The 17,675-nt window shown below is 50.8% G+C and carries 15 protein-coding genes; 11 read left to right on the top strand and 4 right to left on the bottom strand.

The window, feature by feature from the left end; all coding sequences use genetic code 11:
* Positions 1-17: 17 nt before the first annotated feature.
* Positions 18-1,988 (top strand): hypothetical protein, encoded by a 1,971-nt coding sequence (locus ABEA14_RS10230; RefSeq protein ID WP_345339893.1) that lies wholly within the window; start codon positions 18-20, stop codon positions 1,986-1,988.
* A gap of 57 nt (positions 1,989-2,045) precedes the next feature.
* Here ABEA14_RS10230 and ABEA14_RS10225 read toward each other — a convergent pair whose 3' ends face one another.
* On the bottom strand, positions 2,046-2,720 hold the full coding sequence (locus ABEA14_RS10225) for a fructose-6-phosphate aldolase (RefSeq protein ID WP_345339892.1): 675 nt from the start codon (positions 2,718-2,720) through the stop codon (positions 2,046-2,048).
* Positions 2,721-2,859: 139 nt separating this feature from the next.
* Between ABEA14_RS10225 and ABEA14_RS10220 the strand changes: the two genes are divergently transcribed.
* The 9 genes from ABEA14_RS10220 (at position 2,860) to fusA (ending at position 15,434) form a co-directional block, all read left to right on the top strand.
* On the top strand, positions 2,860-3,786 hold the full coding sequence (locus ABEA14_RS10220; protein WP_345339891.1) for a glycyl-radical enzyme activating protein: 927 nt from the start codon (positions 2,860-2,862) through the stop codon (positions 3,784-3,786).
* 2 nt (positions 3,787-3,788) lie between these two features.
* The gene (locus ABEA14_RS10215) at positions 3,789-6,227 is read left to right on the top strand and encodes a formate C-acetyltransferase/glycerol dehydratase family glycyl radical enzyme (protein WP_345339890.1); all 2,439 of its coding nucleotides are present in this window, start codon (positions 3,789-3,791) and stop codon (positions 6,225-6,227) included.
* Positions 6,228-6,350: 123 nt separating this feature from the next.
* On the top strand, positions 6,351-7,091 hold the full coding sequence (locus ABEA14_RS10210) for a DeoR family transcriptional regulator (RefSeq protein WP_345339889.1): 741 nt from the start codon (positions 6,351-6,353) through the stop codon (positions 7,089-7,091).
* Between the two features lie 280 nt (positions 7,092-7,371).
* Entirely contained in the window at positions 7,372-8,940 is a 1,569-nt protein-coding gene (gene norR / locus ABEA14_RS10205; protein ID WP_345339888.1) for a nitric oxide reductase transcriptional regulator NorR, read from the top strand.
* Between the two features lie 202 nt (positions 8,941-9,142).
* Positions 9,143-10,804, top strand: a complete 1,662-nt coding sequence (gene hcp / locus ABEA14_RS10200) for a hydroxylamine reductase (RefSeq protein WP_345339887.1) — start codon at positions 9,143-9,145, stop codon at positions 10,802-10,804.
* Between the two features lie 58 nt (positions 10,805-10,862).
* Positions 10,863-11,891: an FAD-binding oxidoreductase gene (locus tag ABEA14_RS10195; protein ID WP_345339886.1), complete on the top strand. Its 1,029-nt coding sequence runs from the start codon at positions 10,863-10,865 to the stop codon at positions 11,889-11,891.
* 209 nt (positions 11,892-12,100) lie between these two features.
* The gene (locus tag ABEA14_RS10190) at positions 12,101-12,691 is read left to right on the top strand and encodes a hypothetical protein (RefSeq protein ID WP_345339885.1); all 591 of its coding nucleotides are present in this window, start codon (positions 12,101-12,103) and stop codon (positions 12,689-12,691) included.
* A 3-nt stretch (positions 12,692-12,694) separates the two neighbouring features.
* Positions 12,695-13,189: a metal-dependent hydrolase gene (locus ABEA14_RS10185; RefSeq protein ID WP_345339884.1), complete on the top strand. Its 495-nt coding sequence runs from the start codon at positions 12,695-12,697 to the stop codon at positions 13,187-13,189.
* Between the two features lie 214 nt (positions 13,190-13,403).
* Positions 13,404-15,434 (top strand): elongation factor G, encoded by a 2,031-nt coding sequence (gene fusA / locus ABEA14_RS10180; RefSeq protein WP_345339883.1) that lies wholly within the window; start codon positions 13,404-13,406, stop codon positions 15,432-15,434.
* 78 nt (positions 15,435-15,512) lie between these two features.
* Here the strand turns inward: fusA and trxA are convergent, their stop codons facing one another.
* From trxA to ABEA14_RS10165, 3 genes are all read right to left on the bottom strand, one after another.
* The gene (gene trxA / locus ABEA14_RS10175; RefSeq protein ID WP_345339882.1) at positions 15,513-15,842 is read right to left on the bottom strand and encodes a thioredoxin; all 330 of its coding nucleotides are present in this window, start codon (positions 15,840-15,842) and stop codon (positions 15,513-15,515) included.
* Positions 15,843-15,865: 23 nt separating this feature from the next.
* On the bottom strand, positions 15,866-16,096 hold the full coding sequence (gene grxC / locus ABEA14_RS10170; RefSeq protein WP_345339881.1) for a glutaredoxin 3: 231 nt from the start codon (positions 16,094-16,096) through the stop codon (positions 15,866-15,868).
* 118 nt (positions 16,097-16,214) lie between these two features.
* Complete coding sequence (locus ABEA14_RS10165; protein ID WP_345339880.1) at positions 16,215-16,604, bottom strand: hypothetical protein; 390 nt, start codon at positions 16,602-16,604, stop codon at positions 16,215-16,217.
* A 168-nt stretch (positions 16,605-16,772) separates the two neighbouring features.
* On the opposite strand from ABEA14_RS10165, the gene ABEA14_RS10160 reads away from it, so the two are divergent.
* The gene (locus ABEA14_RS10160; RefSeq protein WP_345339879.1) at positions 16,773-17,669 is read left to right on the top strand and encodes an AraC family transcriptional regulator; all 897 of its coding nucleotides are present in this window, start codon (positions 16,773-16,775) and stop codon (positions 17,667-17,669) included.
* Positions 17,670-17,675: the final 6 nt, after the last annotated feature.

The following is a 17,675-nucleotide window of genomic DNA, read 5'->3' as shown; positions in this document are numbered from 1 at the left end:
CGCCATAAGGACACGTTATGAAAGTCATTAAGCTGTATTCGCTGTTAACCGCCGTACTGTTCCAACTGACACTGCTCACTACCTTTTACACACCCAATGCCCACGCGCTGACCTCTGATGAAAAGCTCATACTCACCCAGATCCGAAATAATATCTTTGGTGGGAGTCGCTTAGCTGCTGCGTTCTCGCAGTCGACTATCTCCGGCCTGGAACCCCCGGTGTTCCCCTATGAAGTGGAAAATCGTGGACTGCTGGTGTGGAAAGTCGACCCACAACAAGCGGCTGGCTTTGCCTTTAACATTGGCCTGACACCGCCGTTCGCATTGGCTAAATCCAGACCGCTGACGGTATTGGGATCGCAAACTTTGAACGCCAAGCTGGAGCGTTACTTGCGAGATAAAGGGCTCGATTGGTTGGTGAATGCCTGGTATCCAGAACACTACTATGTGATCGCCGATATTGGTGAAACCAGCCGAGCGGAGCAGGGGACAAAAATTGAGCTTAAGACGTTTGTCAGCGTACCTGGCTTGCAACAACCGCAGCTATACCGCTTCGCCAGCTATAAAGCGATTCCTGGCACCGACCTGCTGACACTGTTCAGTGCTGTGCCCACGCCAGTTTCATCAACCGTGGATGATGGTATGTGGCAGGGATATCTGCTTGCGCAAGAAGGGAGTTTGAATTGGTCGGTACCGATAAAACAGCGTCGCTCGGGCGAGCCGAAACAGATCAAAAAGCTGCGTTTCTCTGAAGCATTTCTTGATGCAGGTGAAAGGCTGTTTGGTCCCCAGGGCAGTGCTGCCCGTGTTTATTATGACGGCAGCTCCGTTAGTGGTGGCTTTTACGCGCTGAAGTCCCGCCGGCTAAACGTGGAACACGACTTTGCCTGGAGCCAGTTCCTGTTGCCTGGCACTAAAGCATTGCTGACCGCCACCAAAAGCGAGTTTATGATGCAGCCCACCACCGCGCCGGTACAGGTGACACAAGGTGGGCCGGGCATTTGTGCCGCTGCCTTTGCATCTGCCAACGCATCTCAGCTGTTTTCAAACCTGATCGGTTGTGTGCTGCAGGGGGAGCCCCCTGAATCGGTGTTCAATACGCTGTTTGGCGTGGCGCAAACGCAGCCACAGGTATTGCCGCCACCACAACTGCCTACCTTGTACTTCGCTGTTCAGGATCTTTACCAAGGTCTTCAGATCTACGCTGGGTTGGAAAAGCCCAAACTATTCTTCTCCCTGTTTGAAGATCCAATGGCGATCTTCATTAACTTCGAGATCCCTCACCATAAGGTGAAAGCCTTTGAAGCAGCCTTTTTACCAGACCATTTTAAGCTGGCCAAAATACGCTTTTATCCAGAACAGAAACGATCCGTCTATGCGGTATCACTGAACGTTTACCAGTCAGCGGGACAGAACCTGAACGGGTTCCGAGCCGAATGGTCAACCTACGTGATTAATCCTGATGAGGAAGAGCCAAAACCCAGATTCAGCGTGTTGGAAGCACAAACCAACGCTGGTGGCTTTGACCCGCTGATAGCATTGGAGCGATATATCCCGGGCATGGATCTGACAGATCCAAATCAACTGGGGCTGTTAATTGAGCCGCCATCTGATGCCTTTGACTACGTTGTGGATGAAACGGATGGCATCTTGATCGAAGTGCTGGATATCGATGAACAGATCACCGTGGATGTGTCCATTGCTTACCCCAGCGAGGATAGGATTCTACGTACCGCCCCCATGACTGAGTGGATGGAAGCCAATGACTTTGTTTATTGGGGGGAGGTGGCCGATATCTTGAAATACGACAGCAACGTCATGTTCGCCGAGCTGTTGGTGTTTGATGCGCTGCCGTCTGATGTCATTGAGGATTCAACATTTGCGGGGTATGTCGATCCTAATCCGTTGCCCATCATCTTTTGGAATGGGGTGCAGGATATTGCATTGGAGCCCTGGGGTAATTTGGACGGCGTCCAAACCAGCGATTAGTCTTTATATTAATACTGGAAGCAGAAAGCGCGGCCATTGCCGCGCTTTTGCAATTAATTAGCTTTCAAATGAAAGCTTATCACCAAAGCTGTTTTTCCAGTCGGTTCTGAACTGCTCCACTGCTGGTGTTACTGATGGATGCGCAAACATTTGCGCGGCAACATCTACGGGCAGCGTGATCGCTTCAATGCCCAGCTTCATCACTTCCATCGCTTGTTGCGTGTTCTTAAAACTGGCAGCAAGGATCTTGGTTTCCAGTCCATTCTGGTCCAGCAGTATCTGCAAATCAGCCACCACATCGATACCGCATCCGTTAATGGCATCAATCCGATTCACATAGGGAGCCAGGTAGTCAGCGCCACACAGTGCGGCAAAAAATCCTTGCTGGGCTGAGTAGATAGCGGTGGCCAGAACCCTTATTCCTTCAAGCTTCATCAGCTTTATGGCTGCCAGCCCGGTTTCTGTGGCGGGTACTTTCACTACCATATCGTAAGGCAGTTCATTGAGCTGTTTTGCCTCTTCCACCATGCCTTGTACATCTTGACTGATCACCTGAGCATGAAAGGTAGGATTGTTGCCGAGCACGCTTTTCATATCTCTCAGCGTCTGGTTAAGCCCTTTATTGGACTGTGCCAGGATGGTCGGGTTAGTAGTGATCCCTTTGAGTGGCAGGCACTTACTGAAGCGTGCGACTTGTTCGACATCTGCCGTATCCAGATACAGTTCAATCATGATTATTTATCTCGTTGCCTAGTGTTGTTTGCACTATAGATCTGACAACCCTCTGCTGGTTTGATTTTGATCAATTGAAGTTTCAAATGAAAGTTTGTAGATTTCAATAAAGTAAATCTGGACACTGAGCGGAGCCGAGATGTTTTTCAATATTCAGCGATTCTCCACCCATGATGGTGATGGCATACGCACCCTGCTTTTTCTGAAAGGGTGCAGCCTGGCTTGCCCGTGGTGCCAGAACCCTGAGAGTCGCAGTCACAAACACTCCCTGCTGTTTGACCAGCGCAGCTGCCTGGACGACTGTGACCTTTGTGTCCAGATGTGCCCAGCCATAACCAGAACCGACAAAGGTTTAACCATTCACCGTCAGGCGATCACTGAACAACAGCTTATCGCGCTGGAAAAAGTCTGCCCAACTCAGGCGCTGACTGTCTGTGGTGAGCAGGCTGAGGCCGATGCCCTGTTTGAGCAGTTGATGAAAGACAAGGCGTTTTATGACCAGAGCAACGGTGGCGTGACCTTCTCCGGCGGTGAGCCACTGATGCAGCCCGCGCTGGTGGCAGACCTGGCTCAGCGATTACAGCAAGTGGGTGTGTCCACCGCCATCGAAACCTGTCTGCACGTGCCTTGGGACAATATTGCTAAGGTCGCGCCTTTTATTGATTGTTGGCTGCTGGACCTGAAACACACAGATGACGACAAGTTTCTGCAATGGGCCAAAGGCTCGCTGAAACGGATCAAGAAGAATCTCCGCCAACTGTCGGGTATCGCCAAACGCATCGTGATCAGAGTGCCTGTGGTACCTGGCTTTAACGACACCCAACAGGAGCTTCAATCGATTCTGGATTTTGCTGCAGGTCTAAATCCGTCTGGCGACAGCAACGCAAATGAAAACTGTCGTGAGCTGCACCTGCTGCCTTATCACACCTTAGGTATCAATAAATACCGCCTGTTGGACATGCCCTATTTCTGTTCAGACAAGCCGCTGAACAACCCCGAACTGCTGCAGTGGGCGCAAGCCTACGCAAGTGAACAGACACCACTTAACGTGATTGTAAGAGGTTAACCATGGACCTGAATTTTCTTCCCGAACGTATCCAAGCCCATAAGTCGGCGCTGGTAAACATTGTTACGCCACCCATCTGTACTGAGCGGGCCGAAGCGTATACCCGCGCTTATCAGGCCAACGAAGACAAGCCGGTGATATTGCAGCGGGCATTGGCACTGCAGGAGCATCTGCGTACCCGCACTATCTGGATTAAACATGACGAGCTGATCGTGGGGAACCAGGCCAGTAAAGTGCGTGCAGCGCCAATATTTCCCGAATATACCGTGCGTTGGATTGAAGCGGAGATCGATGAGCTGGCAGATCGTCCCGGTGCCGGTTTTGCCGTGACCGAGCAGGACAAACAAAGCATTCATCAGTTAACGCCTTACTGGCGTGGCAAAACGGTACAGGACCGTTGTTATGGCATGTTTACCGAGCAGCAGCAGGAGATTTTGGCCAGCACCATCATTAAAGCCGAAGGCAATATGACCTCGGGTGATGCGCATCTTGCGGTAGATAACGAAAAGATCCTGTCGCTGGGCATGGATGGTTTGATCGCCGAAGTGCGCGCACACCGTGCGGCGAACGATGTGGCCACATTTGATGGACTGAAAAAAGAGCAGTTCTATCACTCGGTGGAGATTGTTTTAACGGCCATTCAGCAGCACATGCTGAGCTATGCCGATTTGGCAGAGTTGATGGCGAAATCAGAACCGCGGGAGTCACGTAGGCAAGAGCTGGCGATGATTGCTGAAAACTGCCGCCATGTCGCTCACCAGCCGCCGCAGAGTTTCTGGCAGGCATTGCAGCTGAGCTACTTCGTACAGTTGATGCTGCAGATCGAGTCGAACGGTCACTCGGTATCGTTTGGCCGCATGGACCAGTTTCTGAATGAGTTTTACGTGTTGGATCTATCTAGTGGCAAGCTTCAAAAAGCGTTTGCACTGGAGTTGCTGCAGAGCTGCTGGCTTAAACTTCTGGAGGTCAACAAGATCCGTTCTGGCGCCCATTCAAAGGCATCAGCAGGTTCGCCGCTGTATCAAAACGTTTGTATCGGTGGGCAGCGATTGAATGCCGCCGGTGAGCCGGAAGATGCGGTGAACCCATTGTCCTGGGCCATTCTTGAGTCTTGTGGTCAGCTGAGATCGACGCAGCCAAACCTAAGCGTTCGTTATCACGAAGGACTGGATCAGGAATTTCTGATGGGCTGTATCGAAGTGATTAAATGTGGCTTTGGTATGCCAGCGTTTAACAACGATGAGATTGTTATTCCTGAGTTCATCAAGCTGGGTGTCGAGCGCGAAGACGCATACAACTATGCCGCCATCGGTTGTATCGAAACGGCGGTACCGGGTAAGTGGGGTTATCGCTGTACCGGTATGAGTTTTATCAACTTCGCCCGTATCCTGCTGGCGGCACTGAATCAAGGTATTGATGCCACCACGGGTAAGGCGTTTCTGCCTCACGATAAGTCGCTGGCAAAAGGCAATTTTGAAAGCTTCACCGACGTCACTGAGTCCTGGGCGGAGCAGATCCGTTTCTATACCCGTAAGTCGATAGAGATAGATACCGTGGTGGATACGGTGCTGGAACAGCAGGCGCAGGATATCTTCTGTTCATCTCTGGTGGATGATTGCCTGGCCCGTGGAAAAACTGTGAAAGAGGGCGGTGCTAAGTACGATTGGGTTTCCGGTCTGCAGGTAGGCATTGCTAACTTGGGTAACAGCCTTGCTGCCATCAAGCACCTTGTATTTGACTCTCCTCTAAACGGTCAGGCTCAAATAAGTCAGCCTCAGCTCGCCAAAGCACTGGCCGAAGACTTTGTCGGTGCCGAGCAGGAGCAACTGCGTCAGCGACTGATTAACTTCGCGCCTAAGTACGGCAACGATGATGACGCAGTGGACGCTTTGTTGGCTGAAGCGTATCAGGTGTATATCGACGAACTGCAGCAGTTTGTAAATACTCGCTTCGGCCGTGGCCCTATCGGTGGTGGGTATTACGCAGGCACCTCCAGTATTTCTGCAAATGTGCCCTTTGGTGCGTCTACCATGGCCACGCCGGATGGTCGCAAGGCCAAAACTCCGCTGGCGGAAGGGGCGAGTCCTTCGTCTGGCTCTGACCGTTTAGGACCCACCGCGGTTTATAACTCGGTCGGTAAGATCCAGGCCAACCAGATCCTGGGGGGCGTATTGCTGAACCAGAAACTGTCTCCGGCGGCGGTGGCATCAGAGAGCGATAAGCTCAAACTATCGATGCTGATCCGTACCTTCTTCAACCACCATAAAGGCTGGCATGTGCAGTACAACATCGTGTCGAGAGATACTCTGTTGGCAGCAAAAGAAAACCCGGAGCAATATCGAGATCTGGTGGTCCGTGTCGCAGGATACTCGGCGTTCTTTACCGCGCTGTCACCCGATGCTCAGGACGACATCATCGCTCGTACCGAACATGAGCTTTGATCTACTTTAACTAAGCGTTTCATTTGAGTTTCATATGAAAGAACGAGAGGGCTATACTGGCCCTCTCTGTCTATGTGTATCAGTGTTATGTGTATCAATCTTAAGTGTCTCTGAGGGTGCCCGGTGAATCCAAGACAAAGCGAAATTCTTCAGTTAGTGAATGACCGTAAGCGGGTACAGGTGACCGAGCTGTCGGAAAGCCTCGGAGTATCCGGTGTAACCATTCGTCAGGATCTTAACTTCCTCGAGAAACAGGGGTATCTGAAACGGGTTCATGGTGCCGCCATGACGCTGGAAAGTGATGATCTGGATTCCCGGTTAGAGGTGCGCTTCGATATCAAGCAGGCGCTGGCAAACAAAGCTGCCGACTTGGTTGCACCCAACGAAACCGTATTAATTGAAGGTGGCAGCGCCAATGCGTTGTTAGCCCGCACTCTGGCTGATCGTGGTGACGTGACCATCATTACGCCGTCGGCGTATATCGCCCATCTGATCCGCAACTCGTCTGCCAATATCATTCTGCTGGGTGGTGTATACCAACATCAGGGAGAGAGCCTGGTCGGCCCGCTGACCAAGCTTTGCATCGAGAACATCCATTTCAGCACTGCGTTTCTTGGTATTGATGGTTTTCACCAAGACACCGGCTTTACCAGCCGCGATATGATGCGGGCGGATTTAGCCGCGACGATTTTGGCGAAAAACCGCCGTAATATCGTACTTACCGATTCCAGTAAGTTCGGCCAGATCTATCCATCGACCATTGGCGATACTGCCAGCATCAACCTGTTGCTTACCGATAAAGCCGCCCCAGCAGGTGATATTGAAGTAGTTAAGCAGCAGGGTGTGGAAGTGGTATTTGGGTAAACCTTGTTCTTACGATGGAGCGTGAAGAATGAAAAAGCATGAGAAGGGAATTCTGATCTGTTTTGTTTCGTTGGTTTTGATGGTTTGCCTACTCGGAATCAAATCCATTTTCGATATTAAGGTTTGGGTTGTCGTGCCATTTTCACTCTGGGTCGTTTTCCTTTATGGCGGCATTTTGATTGGAATGAACATAAAAAAGCGAAAATAGCTCGTGCACTTTTCTTTCGCTCACAATAGGCTCAAGCTCTGCTACCCTCTCGATGCTTGGTAAGGAACGGCATTGTCCATTCGATTAGATACAGATAAAGCGATCCTTGAAATCGCACTTGACCTTTCGGTTTCTATGCCTGCTAAGGCGCTTTACCAACGCCTTATTCAATCGGTTGCCCGTGTGTTCCCTTGTGATGCTGCCGCGCTGCTCGTATACAACGGTAACGAACTAGTTCCTGCCGCATTGCACGGCTTAGCCCCTGAACTGCTTGGTCAGCGCTTTAAACCGGAGCACCATCCACGATTGCAAGTGATTATGGCGTCGAGACTGCCTATTCGATTCCCTGATGATAGCCAGCTCCCGGACCCATTTGATGGTCGCTTGGCATTGGATACGGAAAGGGAGCTGGATGTCCATGCCTGCCTCGGTTGCAGCTTGTACGCCGAAGATAACTTGGTCGGAGTTTTGACCTTAGACGCCCTCGAGGTGGGGGTGTTTGAGGAGATCAGTGATGAGCAGATCGCGACATTTTCAGCCCTTGCTGGCGCAGCACTTCGCAATGTCGCATTGGTCGAGCAATTACGCCAGGCCCAAGCACAGCAGCAAGCCATTGCACAGGAACTGGTGCAGGAAGCCCGTCGCCGGGAAGGGGAGATCATAGGCAACAGTGCCGTTATTGAAAAATTGCGGGAAGAGATCCGCATGGTGGCAGGCTCTGATCTATCCGTATTGATCACCGGTGATACCGGGACGGGCAAAGAACTGGTCGCCCGCACATTGCACATGGAGTCCCGCCGAGTCAGCGCGCCGCTTGTGCATGTAAACTGTGCGGCATTGCCAGAAAGCGTCGCCGAAAGTGAGCTGTTTGGTCATGTTAAGGGCGCATTTACTGGGGCCGACGGCGATCGCATGGGAAAATTTGAACTGGCTGATGGCGGTACCCTGTTCTTAGATGAAGTTGGCGAACTGCCGCTTGGCCTGCAGGCAAAGCTGTTGCGTGCTTTGCAACAGGGGGAGATCCAGCGGGTGGGCGCGGATCGCAACCTACAGGTTAACGTGCGTGTGATCGCTGCAACTAATCGCGATCTGGCTGACGAGGTGGCTCGTGGCCGTTTTCGTAGTGACCTCTATCATCGTTTGCGGGTGTTTCCATTAGTTGTGCCACCCTTGCGGGAGCATAAAGAAGACCTTCCCGTATTAGCTGGTTATTTCCTCGAACAGGCTCAGCATAAACTGGGTATGGAGCTAGTGGCTCTGCACCCCTCGGCATTGCAGGCGATTATGCAGTATGACTGGCCGGGAAATGTACGAGAGTTAGAGCACCTGCTATTACGCGCCAGTCTCAAAGCCCGTCAGCCAGGATTAGGCAAAGTGAGAATTGATGTTGACCATCTCGACTTGGGTGATGGGGCGACTGCACCGTTAGAGAATAGATCCAGTCAGAAGGCTGATACGCCAGCTGCCAGCTCCGCTGTTCCTGAAGCGGGACTAACCAAGGCAGTGGAAGCATTCAAGCGTCAGCTTATCCAACAAGCGCTGGATGAACATCAGCACAACTGGTCGCAGACCGCGAAAGCGCTGAAAATGGATCGTGGCAACTTCTACCGATTGGCTCAGCGGCTGGGTTTAAAGTCGTAAGTATGTTGTGTTTTTCACATCGTGATGTCATAAGTACAACGGCTTGATGATGTGTTTTTTACATCGACCTTGTTTTTGTTTCTAATTATCGTATTGATAATTAACGATATTAATTTTTGGCACATTAGTTGATTACCTGATTTCAGTTTTTGTTTCAGGCGTTAGCAAACGAGCTTTCGCCACTATTTTCAGGTAACCAATTATGTTTTGTATTCAGTGTGAGCACACAATTCGAACCCCGGCAGGTAACGGCTGCTCTTACGCACAGGGTATGTGTGGCAAAACCTCAGACATATCTGATCTCCAGGATGTACTTGTTTACATGTTGCAGGGCGTGTCGGCCTACGCCTTGAAGGCACGGGAATTTAATATCGTTGATGGCGAGATCGATAGCTATGTCGCCAAAGCCTTCTTTTCCACCCTCACCAACGTTAACTTTGACGAAGCACGCCTTATCGAATTCATTCGTTCTGCTCAAGGCTACCGGAATAGCTTAAAAGTTCGTTACGAGCACGCTTGTATGTTGTCTGGCGTTGCGCCAGAACAGTTGGACGGTGCGGCAACGTGGGACCTTGAAGAAGACAAAGCCGCCTTGTTAGCGGAAGCGCCCAATGCAGCTGTCAACCGAGGTCTGGCGTCAATCAACGAAGATATTCTGGGGTTACGCCTGCTATGTCTTTATGGCTTAAAAGGTGTGGCCGCTTATATGGAACACGCGCGCATCCTTGAACAGACTGATGCCGAGGTTGCTGCGGAGTTCCACCGCATTATGGCGCTACTGGGCAACGACCCGACTGAAATGGAGCTGTTGCTAGCGACGGCAATGGAAATCGGTAAACTCAACTACCGCGTGATGGAGATGCTGGACCTAGGTGAGACCAACAAATATGGCCACCCTGAGCCAGTACAGGTCAACATGAAAGCGGTAAAGGGAAAGGCGATTTTGGTCTCTGGTCATGATCTATGTGATCTGGAGATGATCCTGCAGCAAACCGAAGGTAAAGGCATCAATGTTTACACCAACGGTGAAATGCTCCCAGCGCATGGCTATCCACTACTCAAAAAGTATCCGCACTTGGTCGGTAACTTTGGCTCTGCATGGCAAAACCAACAGAAAGAGTTCGCCAATTTTCCGGGCGCTATAGTGATGACATCAAATTGCCTTATCGACCCGAACGTAGGGCAGTATGCAGATCGCTTGTTTACCCGCAGCATTGTTGGTTGGCCGGGTGTGAAGCATATTGACGGTGATGATTTCAGCGCGGTGATTGAAAAGGCGCTTTCGCTGGAAGGGTTCAAATATGATGAGATCCCGCACTACACCACGACAGGTTTTGCGCGCAATGCGCTGATGGCTGCGGCGCCTGCGGTCATTGATCAAGTCAAAGCAGGCAATATTAAACACTTCTTCCTGATCGGTGGCTGTGACGGTGATAAAGCGGAACGTGGTTATTACACCGAACTGGCGAAAGCACTTCCTGATGACTCCCTGCTGCTGACCCTGGCTTGCGGTAAGTTCAAGTTCAACGACCTGGAGTTTGGCGATATCAACGGCATCCCACGTTTTCTAGATGTGGGCCAATGCAACGACAGCTACTCAGCTATCCAGTTGGCGCTGGCGCTGGCCGAAGCGTTTGAGTGTGATGTGAATGAACTACCTCTGTCGTTAATTCTTTCTTGGTTTGAACAAAAAGCGATTGCGGTTCTGTTAACCCTGCTGTCTCTCGGCATTAAAGATATTCGGGTTGGCCCTACGGCCCCAGCTTTCCTGACCGACAATCTGTTAACCGCGCTAAACGAGATGACCGGCTTGAAGCTGATCACCACAGTTGAGCAAGACTTGGCTGATTGCTTGAGCGCCTAACTTACCTTCGCTTGTCCGTCGCAGGATTATGGCCTGCGGCGAGCTTCAGGAATTGAATATGATGAATCCTGCAATATCCGAAATGCGCTGCCGTGAGCGTATTCAGGAAACTCACGATACTGCGACATTTTTGTTTGATGCCAAAGGTGTCGCCTATAAGCCGGGTCAGTTTACAACGGTACAGGTTGAGATTGACGGAGTGGTTCAGCAGAGAGCTTATACGCTTTCATCAACCCCATCTCGGCCGGGCTCTATGGCGGTGACAATCAAACGAGTTGATGGTGGCGTAGTCTCTAACCACCTGCTTGATACGCTTGCTCCAGGCATGAATCTCGCTCTATCCGATCCTGCGGGTGCATTTAACTTAGCGGACTGCACCCAGAGTGAACATTATGTGTTTGTCAGCGCGGGTAGCGGTATTACGCCAATGATGTCGATGACACGTTACCTTCTGGATACGGGAAGTCAGGCGAGTATTCACTTTGTCTACTTTGCCCGCAGCAGTAAGGACCTGATTTTTGGCGACGAGCTTAATCTGCTCACTGAAACTCATGCCAATTTGACGCTGGATATCGTCTTATCTGACACCTCAGAGGCTGGATATCACAGTGGTTTATTAGATCAGGATCTGTTTCAAAAACTGGTGCCAGAGTTAACTGGGAGGGCGGTGTACACCTGCGGGCCAGCCCCGTTTATGGCATTGCTGGAAACCTGCCTTGAACGCCGTGGCTTTGATATGAGCCGCTACCATATGGAGAGCTTTGGCCAAGTGCCAGCATCTAGTGAGACCGCGAACTTAAACGAATCCGATACCAGCGCTGATGTTGTGACTGTCGAAGTGCCAGGTTTCGGTAAGTCGGCGACGGTAGCACCAGAGAGTAGCCTGCTTGAAGCCGCCGAACAGATGCAATTACCTATTATAGGTGCGTGTCGTTCGGGTGTTTGTGGTTCATGCAAATGCAAGGTAGTCAAAGGTGACGTGGAGTCGAACAGCCAGATGACTCTGACGCCGGAAGAAATTGAAGCAGGTGTTGTTTTGGCGTGCAGCAGTAAAGTACTTAGTGATGTTGAAATAGCTTTGCCCTAAGAGCAGTTAGTACTGGCTAAGCACTAGAGCGGGCATGGGGAAACACTCTTCATGCTTGCTTTTTTCATCACGCAGTCGATTTCCATAGGATTTGGTTTGTACATCTCTACTGCGAGCTGAAACTTGTGGTAGTTCACTGAAATTACTTACAAATAACCGATACACTGAACCTTAGTAATCTGTTGGATGATGCTTTGAAAGGAGTCAATATGAGTAGTGCCAGTGATTATTACGGACCGACCCAATTTGGGGTAATGATTATTGCCTGTATGGCAATTACGGTGGCTGGCTACCCCGCCGCTCTGGGCTACCTGTTACTGGTGAAGTTTGTTTATTCGGTTGTTGTCTCCATGGTCATCCATCGCTGGCGCGAATCCTCGGATGTTTTGGTGGAATCTGCAGAGAACCGGTGGATGGTGTACCTCAATGGCATCCCGGTAAAAGAGGTTTCCAATACCCTTAAAAATCTTCACTTCACCAGTGAAGACCTTATGATTCGTCGTTATCACGCGCTGCTCTTACCTAAGTTTGTTCTTATTGCTTTGTTGACGTTTGCGACCGCGCAGATGCTTTATCAAAACGTATCGCAACAGGGTATGGCGGTCAGCGATTGGTTTGGCGTTGTCTTGATCTGCTACCTGGGTTTCCAACTGGCGATGGCGTTTAAATCCTTATCTATGGCGAAGTCGATGCGTTGGGAAGTGAATCGCTATTTGCTGGGTGAGCAAACCTATTACTCTGCATTTACTACCCATAAAAAAGGCTACGTCATGCCATTTCTTGATCGGGTTTTTAACTAGCCCATGCCTTTTACCCCGGTCCACATGGGTCCTGGTATCGCCATCAAGGCATTGATGCAGGGCAGCTTCAGCCTGATGGTGTTTGGTTGGACCCAAATAGTGATGGATATTCAGCCGCTGATTGTTCTGATCAGTGGCGAAGGGCATCTGCATGGATTCACCCATACCTATATCGGCGCGGTACTGATTGCTGCTATCGCCGCGTTAACCGGCAAATATCTCTCCGAGCTTGGCTTAAAACTCATGGGACTGATTCAATACCTGCCGATAAGCTGGTGGGTAAGTGTTATTAGCGCGCTGGTTGGTAGCTTCAGCCATGTTCTGCTCGACAGTATTATGCACGCCGATGTTGAACCCTTCTTTCCCTTCACAAAATCAAATGATTTTCTCGGCCTGATCTCCGTCTCACTGCTGCATAAGCTATGTTATTACTGTGGCCTGGCAGGGGCATTGCTTTACTTTCCCGTGGTTTGGTTTCGAACCCGCTATTCGTCTTGATGACTGATCGATGTCAACGAACTCGGCTAAGGGCAGGCGCACACTGGGCTAAATCTCCGTAACAGAGGTATTTGGCTATGACAAAATCAGCCGCGCCATCTACGGGATTTGTCTCCAGATGGCGCTTGATCCACAGCCACAATTGGCCCCGATGAGGGTTGCTCTCCCTCGACTGCATTTCCGATAAAAATATAACTCCACGGAGACGCCTCAAATGAGCATAGATAACATCAGAAATATCGCCCTACTTGGCCAAAGTGGCGCAGGTAAAACTACCCTTAGCGAACAACTTCTTTTTCATACAGGCACCATCAATACCCTTGGCGAACTAAACCGCGGTACCACCGTCAGCGACTTCGATCCGGAAGAGCGCGAACTGCAAAAATCGATCGACACCAGCTGGCTCAACTTCACCCATCATCAACATAAAGTGAACCTGTTAGATACACCGGGAACAGCCGACTTTATTGGTCGAGCCATCAGTGTGCTGCCGGCTGTAGAAAGCTGTGCCTTGGTGGTTGATGCGACTGAAGGTGTTGGCAACGTTGCCGAAAAGCTATTTAAAACAGCAGGCGAACGTAAAAAGTGCCGCATGGTGATCATCAATAAGATCGATAGCGATGCAGAACATCTGGCGGCTTTGCTTGATGAACTGCAAACCACGTTTGGTCCGACGTTGTTGCCGATCAACCTGCCTACCGCTGATGGCGACGACGTCATCGATTGCTATTTTGAACCGCAATACGATCGCACGCCCGCATTTGGCACTGTCGAGAGCGCCCATGACGCCTTGATCGATCAGGTTGTTGAGCTTGATGAAGAGCTGATGGAGCTTTATCTGGAGCAAGGCAGTGAACTCAAGCCAGAACAGCTGCATGATCCGTTTGAAAAAGCACTGCGCAAGCAACATCTGGTACCCGTCTGTTTTGTCTCTGCACGCACCGGTGCAGGAGTGGATGCCCTCCTGAACGTGTTGGCTGAGCTGATGCCAACACCGCTGGAAGGTAATCCGCCGCTGTTTATGAATTACGATGAGCCGGTTACCTTGTCTTATGCGCCGGAAAGCCATGCTATCGGCCATGTGTTTAAAGTCGTGATTGATCCCTTTATGGGGCGTTTGGCATTGGTGCGTGTGCATCAGGGGCAGTTGAAGCCGGATAGCGTTTTGTACATAGGTGAGGAACGTAAGCCGTTTAAACCGGGTCATCTGTTCCGCCTGCAAGGTAAGGATCGAGTCGAGATAAACCAGGCTGATCCGGGGGATTTGGTGGCCATTGCCAAAGTCGATGAGCTGACCTTTGATGCGGTGATCCACGACTCTCACGATGAAGACCATTTCCATCTGAAGAGTCTGACCATGCCACCACCCATGTTCAGTATGGCGATTAAGGCCAGTCGGCGTGGTGACGAGCAGAAACTATGGGAAACGCTGGATAAGATCACCGCCGAAGATCCCAGCTTAAGTGTGTCTCATAAGGTGAGCTTAAACGAAACCCTGTTGACCGGTATCGGTGAGTTCCACCTGAAAACCGCGATTAATAAGATGCAGAATCAGTACAAGTTGGTTGTGGAGACCAGCACGCCCAGCATCGACTATCGGGAGACGATCACCGCAGCGGCTGACGGCCACTATCGCCACAAAAAACAGACCGGTGGTGCCGGACAGTTCGGAGAAGTTCAACTGTCTATTAAACCTTTGCCAAGAGGTGAGGGCTTCCGCTTTGTGGATAAAGTGGTGGGTGGCGCGATCCCAGGCCAGTTTATTCCTGCGGTGGAGAAAGGGGTGCGACAGATTATGGATGAGGGTGCCATTGCCGGTTTCCCAATGCAGGATCTGGAAGTGACAGTGACCGATGGCAAACACCATTCGGTGGACTCTAAAGAGATCGCTTTTGTTGCCGCAGGGCGCAAGGCATTTCTGGAAGCGGTGTCTAAAGCTAAGCCCGTTGTACTGGAGCCCATTGTTGATCTGGTGGTGACTGTACCTGCAGATGCTATGGGCGATCTATCCGGCGATATGGCAAGCCATCGTGGCGTGATTACTGATACCCAAGTTGGGAACAGTGGCCGCACCACAGTGCACTGCAAATCACCGCTCAGTGAGATCAGTGATTACTCACAACGCCTGAAGTCGATAACCAAAGGTGAAGGACATTTCACTATGGCGCTGAGCCATTTTGAGCCCGTCCCTGTGCCACAACAAAAAAATCTGTGTCAGGGCTATCGAGCGAAAGAGATCGCCTGATTTTTGGGTGAAGTACCTTGATGGTAAAACACCTGAGTCTCATTAAGGGCTCAGGTGTTTTTTTTGTGTAGAGTCAGGTCAGACTGCCAGGTGACGCTCAATAAACTGCGTGGTTTGTCCTTTCGAGAGCAAACCAACATTGGCACCTCCGATTTTTCCCTGGTTAAAGAACACCAAGGTTGGCATTGAGCGGACGCGTAACAGGCTGGCGAGATCCGGGTTTTCGTCCACATTCACTTTCACCAGTTTTACTTTGTCCTGATACTCCGCGGCCAGCTCTTCGAGTATTGGCGTGAACGCTTTACAGGGGCCACACCATGGCGCATAGAAGTCCACCAGCAGTGCAGGTTCAGATTTAAGAAGTTCAGGGAACGTCTGCTCATTTACCTCTGTGAGATGTTGGCTCATGGGGCCTCCTTATCATTACAAACTCATTGATTGTCGAAATAACGGTAAAGGTCGTCACAGCCGCCGATGTGTTGCTGGTCAAAGAAGATCTGCGGCACGGTGCGGCGCTGGCTGCGATGACGCATCTCCGCCTGTAATTCGGCGTTATGGGTGACATCAAACTCTTCAAACGCTAAGCCTTTACTGGTCAACAGGCGCTTCGCTGCTTTGCAGTAGGGGCAGTAGTCTTTGGTGTAGATAGTTATCTCGGGCATTTTCTACTCCGTTTTCAGTGTGCGGATCAGTGCTAGTGGTTGCGCTTTGTTTTCAGCGACCCAGCCAGATGCTTGGGAGAACCGGGCCGCTGAAATCCGCGTGAAATCTAAACTCGCTTTAACCTTTCTTGATTACATCCAGGTCGTACCAAGGTGTTGGGTTGATTGGGCAGCGGAAACGCACACCGTCTTCACCTATGGTGACGCGGCTGATACGGGTTTCGCCCGGCTCCAGTGGAAACATGTCCAGCGTCTCTTTGTCGGACAGGCGTTGGATTTGGAAGCCGACCAGCTTCTCTGCCTTGTTGGTGATAACAAACTCGTATTCACCCGCTTTTAGGCCAGCCACAGTTTCGTGGGCTGAGAAATAGCCGTTGTATTCATCCAGGTGGATCACGGTGACACCGTCGTCACGGGTGGTTGGTGTATCCGCGTGAGCCGCAGAGATAGCCGCAAATGCAATGGCAACAACAGCGGTAGCACGCTTGAGGATATTGATGAGTTTCATGGTCTGTTCCTTTCGTCAGTCAGTTAATGAAAGTGGTTCAAGTAACGTTCGAAAGAGACTATAGTTCGGTGAGGCTGAATTAATAATGCTTTAAAATTCGCAAAATATAACCATTAGTACGATTATATCTTTTGTGAGCCTGAAGCCTGTTTGGAACGAGAGACCGTTATGTTGAAGAATCAGGACCCGCTGAGTGAACTGCTGCATAGCTTGAAGTTGCGGGCGGAAGTCTATGTGCACGCCGATTTCTGCGGTCATTGGGCGGTAGATACCTCCGGGCAACGCCGGATCCCGTTTCATATGCTGGGTTCGGGTCAGGGCTGGTTACATATTGAGGGGACCGAGCCAAGGCTGCTAAGAGCAGGTGACCTGGTGATGTTTCCCCATGACGTAAAACATCTGGTATCCAGTGAAACCGAGGTCAGCGCTGATGTTCGGCTTAATGATCCGGGCTCTGAGTCCGACGGCCCTGCGATTAATCTGCTTTGTGGTTTCTTTGATTTCGAGAGTCTGGGTAACTCGCCGATACTGGATAACCTGCCTGATGTGATCGTGTTAGAGCTGGGGGAGCAGAGTCGTTATCCCAATATTCGCACCCTTATTCAGTTGATGGTGGCGGAGCTGGAAAACGCCGAGCCGGGAAGTTATGCCGCAGTGAATCAGCTTTGTTATCTGCTGTTTGTGCAGGTTCTCAGGTTGCAGATAGCCGAGGGCATGGACAGTGGCCTGTTGGCGGCACTGTTCGATCCCAGAATTGGCAAAGTACTGGATGCCATACATAAACAACCAGAACAAAGCTGGGACCTGGTGAGCCTGGCGCAGGTGGCGGCGATGGGGCGCACTAACTTTGCTGAACGCTTTCATCAACTGGTTGGGCTAACGCCTATGAAATACCTGACCCAATGGCGTATGCAGAAAGCAAAAACCTTGTTGGTAAGCAGTGACCGATCAATGTTGGATATCGCTGAAGCCTGTGGCTATCAATCTGAAGTGGCGTTTCGCAAAGCTTATCGCAGCAACATGGGCGAACCGCCGGGGCAAACTCGGCGCGGTGTTAAGCAGTGAAGAGTT

This window comes from Corallincola platygyrae, assembly GCF_039544265.1.
GTDB lineage: Bacteria > Pseudomonadota > Gammaproteobacteria > Enterobacterales > Neiellaceae > Corallincola > Corallincola platygyrae.
Note: the sequence above shows the minus strand (reverse complement) of the source record. Positions and strands in the feature narration are given on the sequence as shown.

Coding starts and splice junctions, on each gene's coding strand:
- ABEA14_RS10230 (WP_345339893.1), top strand. CDS start 18: ATGAAAGTCATTAAGCTGTATTCGCTGTTAACCGCCGTACTGTTCCAA.
- ABEA14_RS10225 (WP_345339892.1), bottom strand. CDS start 2,720: ATGATTGAACTGTATCTGGATACGGCAGATGTCGAACAAGTCGCACGC.
- ABEA14_RS10220 (WP_345339891.1), top strand. CDS start 2,860: ATGTTTTTCAATATTCAGCGATTCTCCACCCATGATGGTGATGGCATA.
- ABEA14_RS10215 (WP_345339890.1), top strand. CDS start 3,789: ATGGACCTGAATTTTCTTCCCGAACGTATCCAAGCCCATAAGTCGGCG.
- hcp (WP_345339887.1), top strand. CDS start 9,143: ATGTTTTGTATTCAGTGTGAGCACACAATTCGAACCCCGGCAGGTAAC.
- ABEA14_RS10195 (WP_345339886.1), top strand. CDS start 10,863: ATGATGAATCCTGCAATATCCGAAATGCGCTGCCGTGAGCGTATTCAG.
- ABEA14_RS10190 (WP_345339885.1), top strand. CDS start 12,101: ATGAGTAGTGCCAGTGATTATTACGGACCGACCCAATTTGGGGTAATG.
- ABEA14_RS10185 (WP_345339884.1), top strand. CDS start 12,695: ATGCCTTTTACCCCGGTCCACATGGGTCCTGGTATCGCCATCAAGGCA.
- fusA (WP_345339883.1), top strand. CDS start 13,404: ATGAGCATAGATAACATCAGAAATATCGCCCTACTTGGCCAAAGTGGC.
- trxA (WP_345339882.1), bottom strand. CDS start 15,842: ATGAGCCAACATCTCACAGAGGTAAATGAGCAGACGTTCCCTGAACTT.
- grxC (WP_345339881.1), bottom strand. CDS start 16,096: ATGCCCGAGATAACTATCTACACCAAAGACTACTGCCCCTACTGCAAA.
- ABEA14_RS10165 (WP_345339880.1), bottom strand. CDS start 16,604: ATGAAACTCATCAATATCCTCAAGCGTGCTACCGCTGTTGTTGCCATT.
- ABEA14_RS10160 (WP_345339879.1), top strand. CDS start 16,773: ATGTTGAAGAATCAGGACCCGCTGAGTGAACTGCTGCATAGCTTGAAG.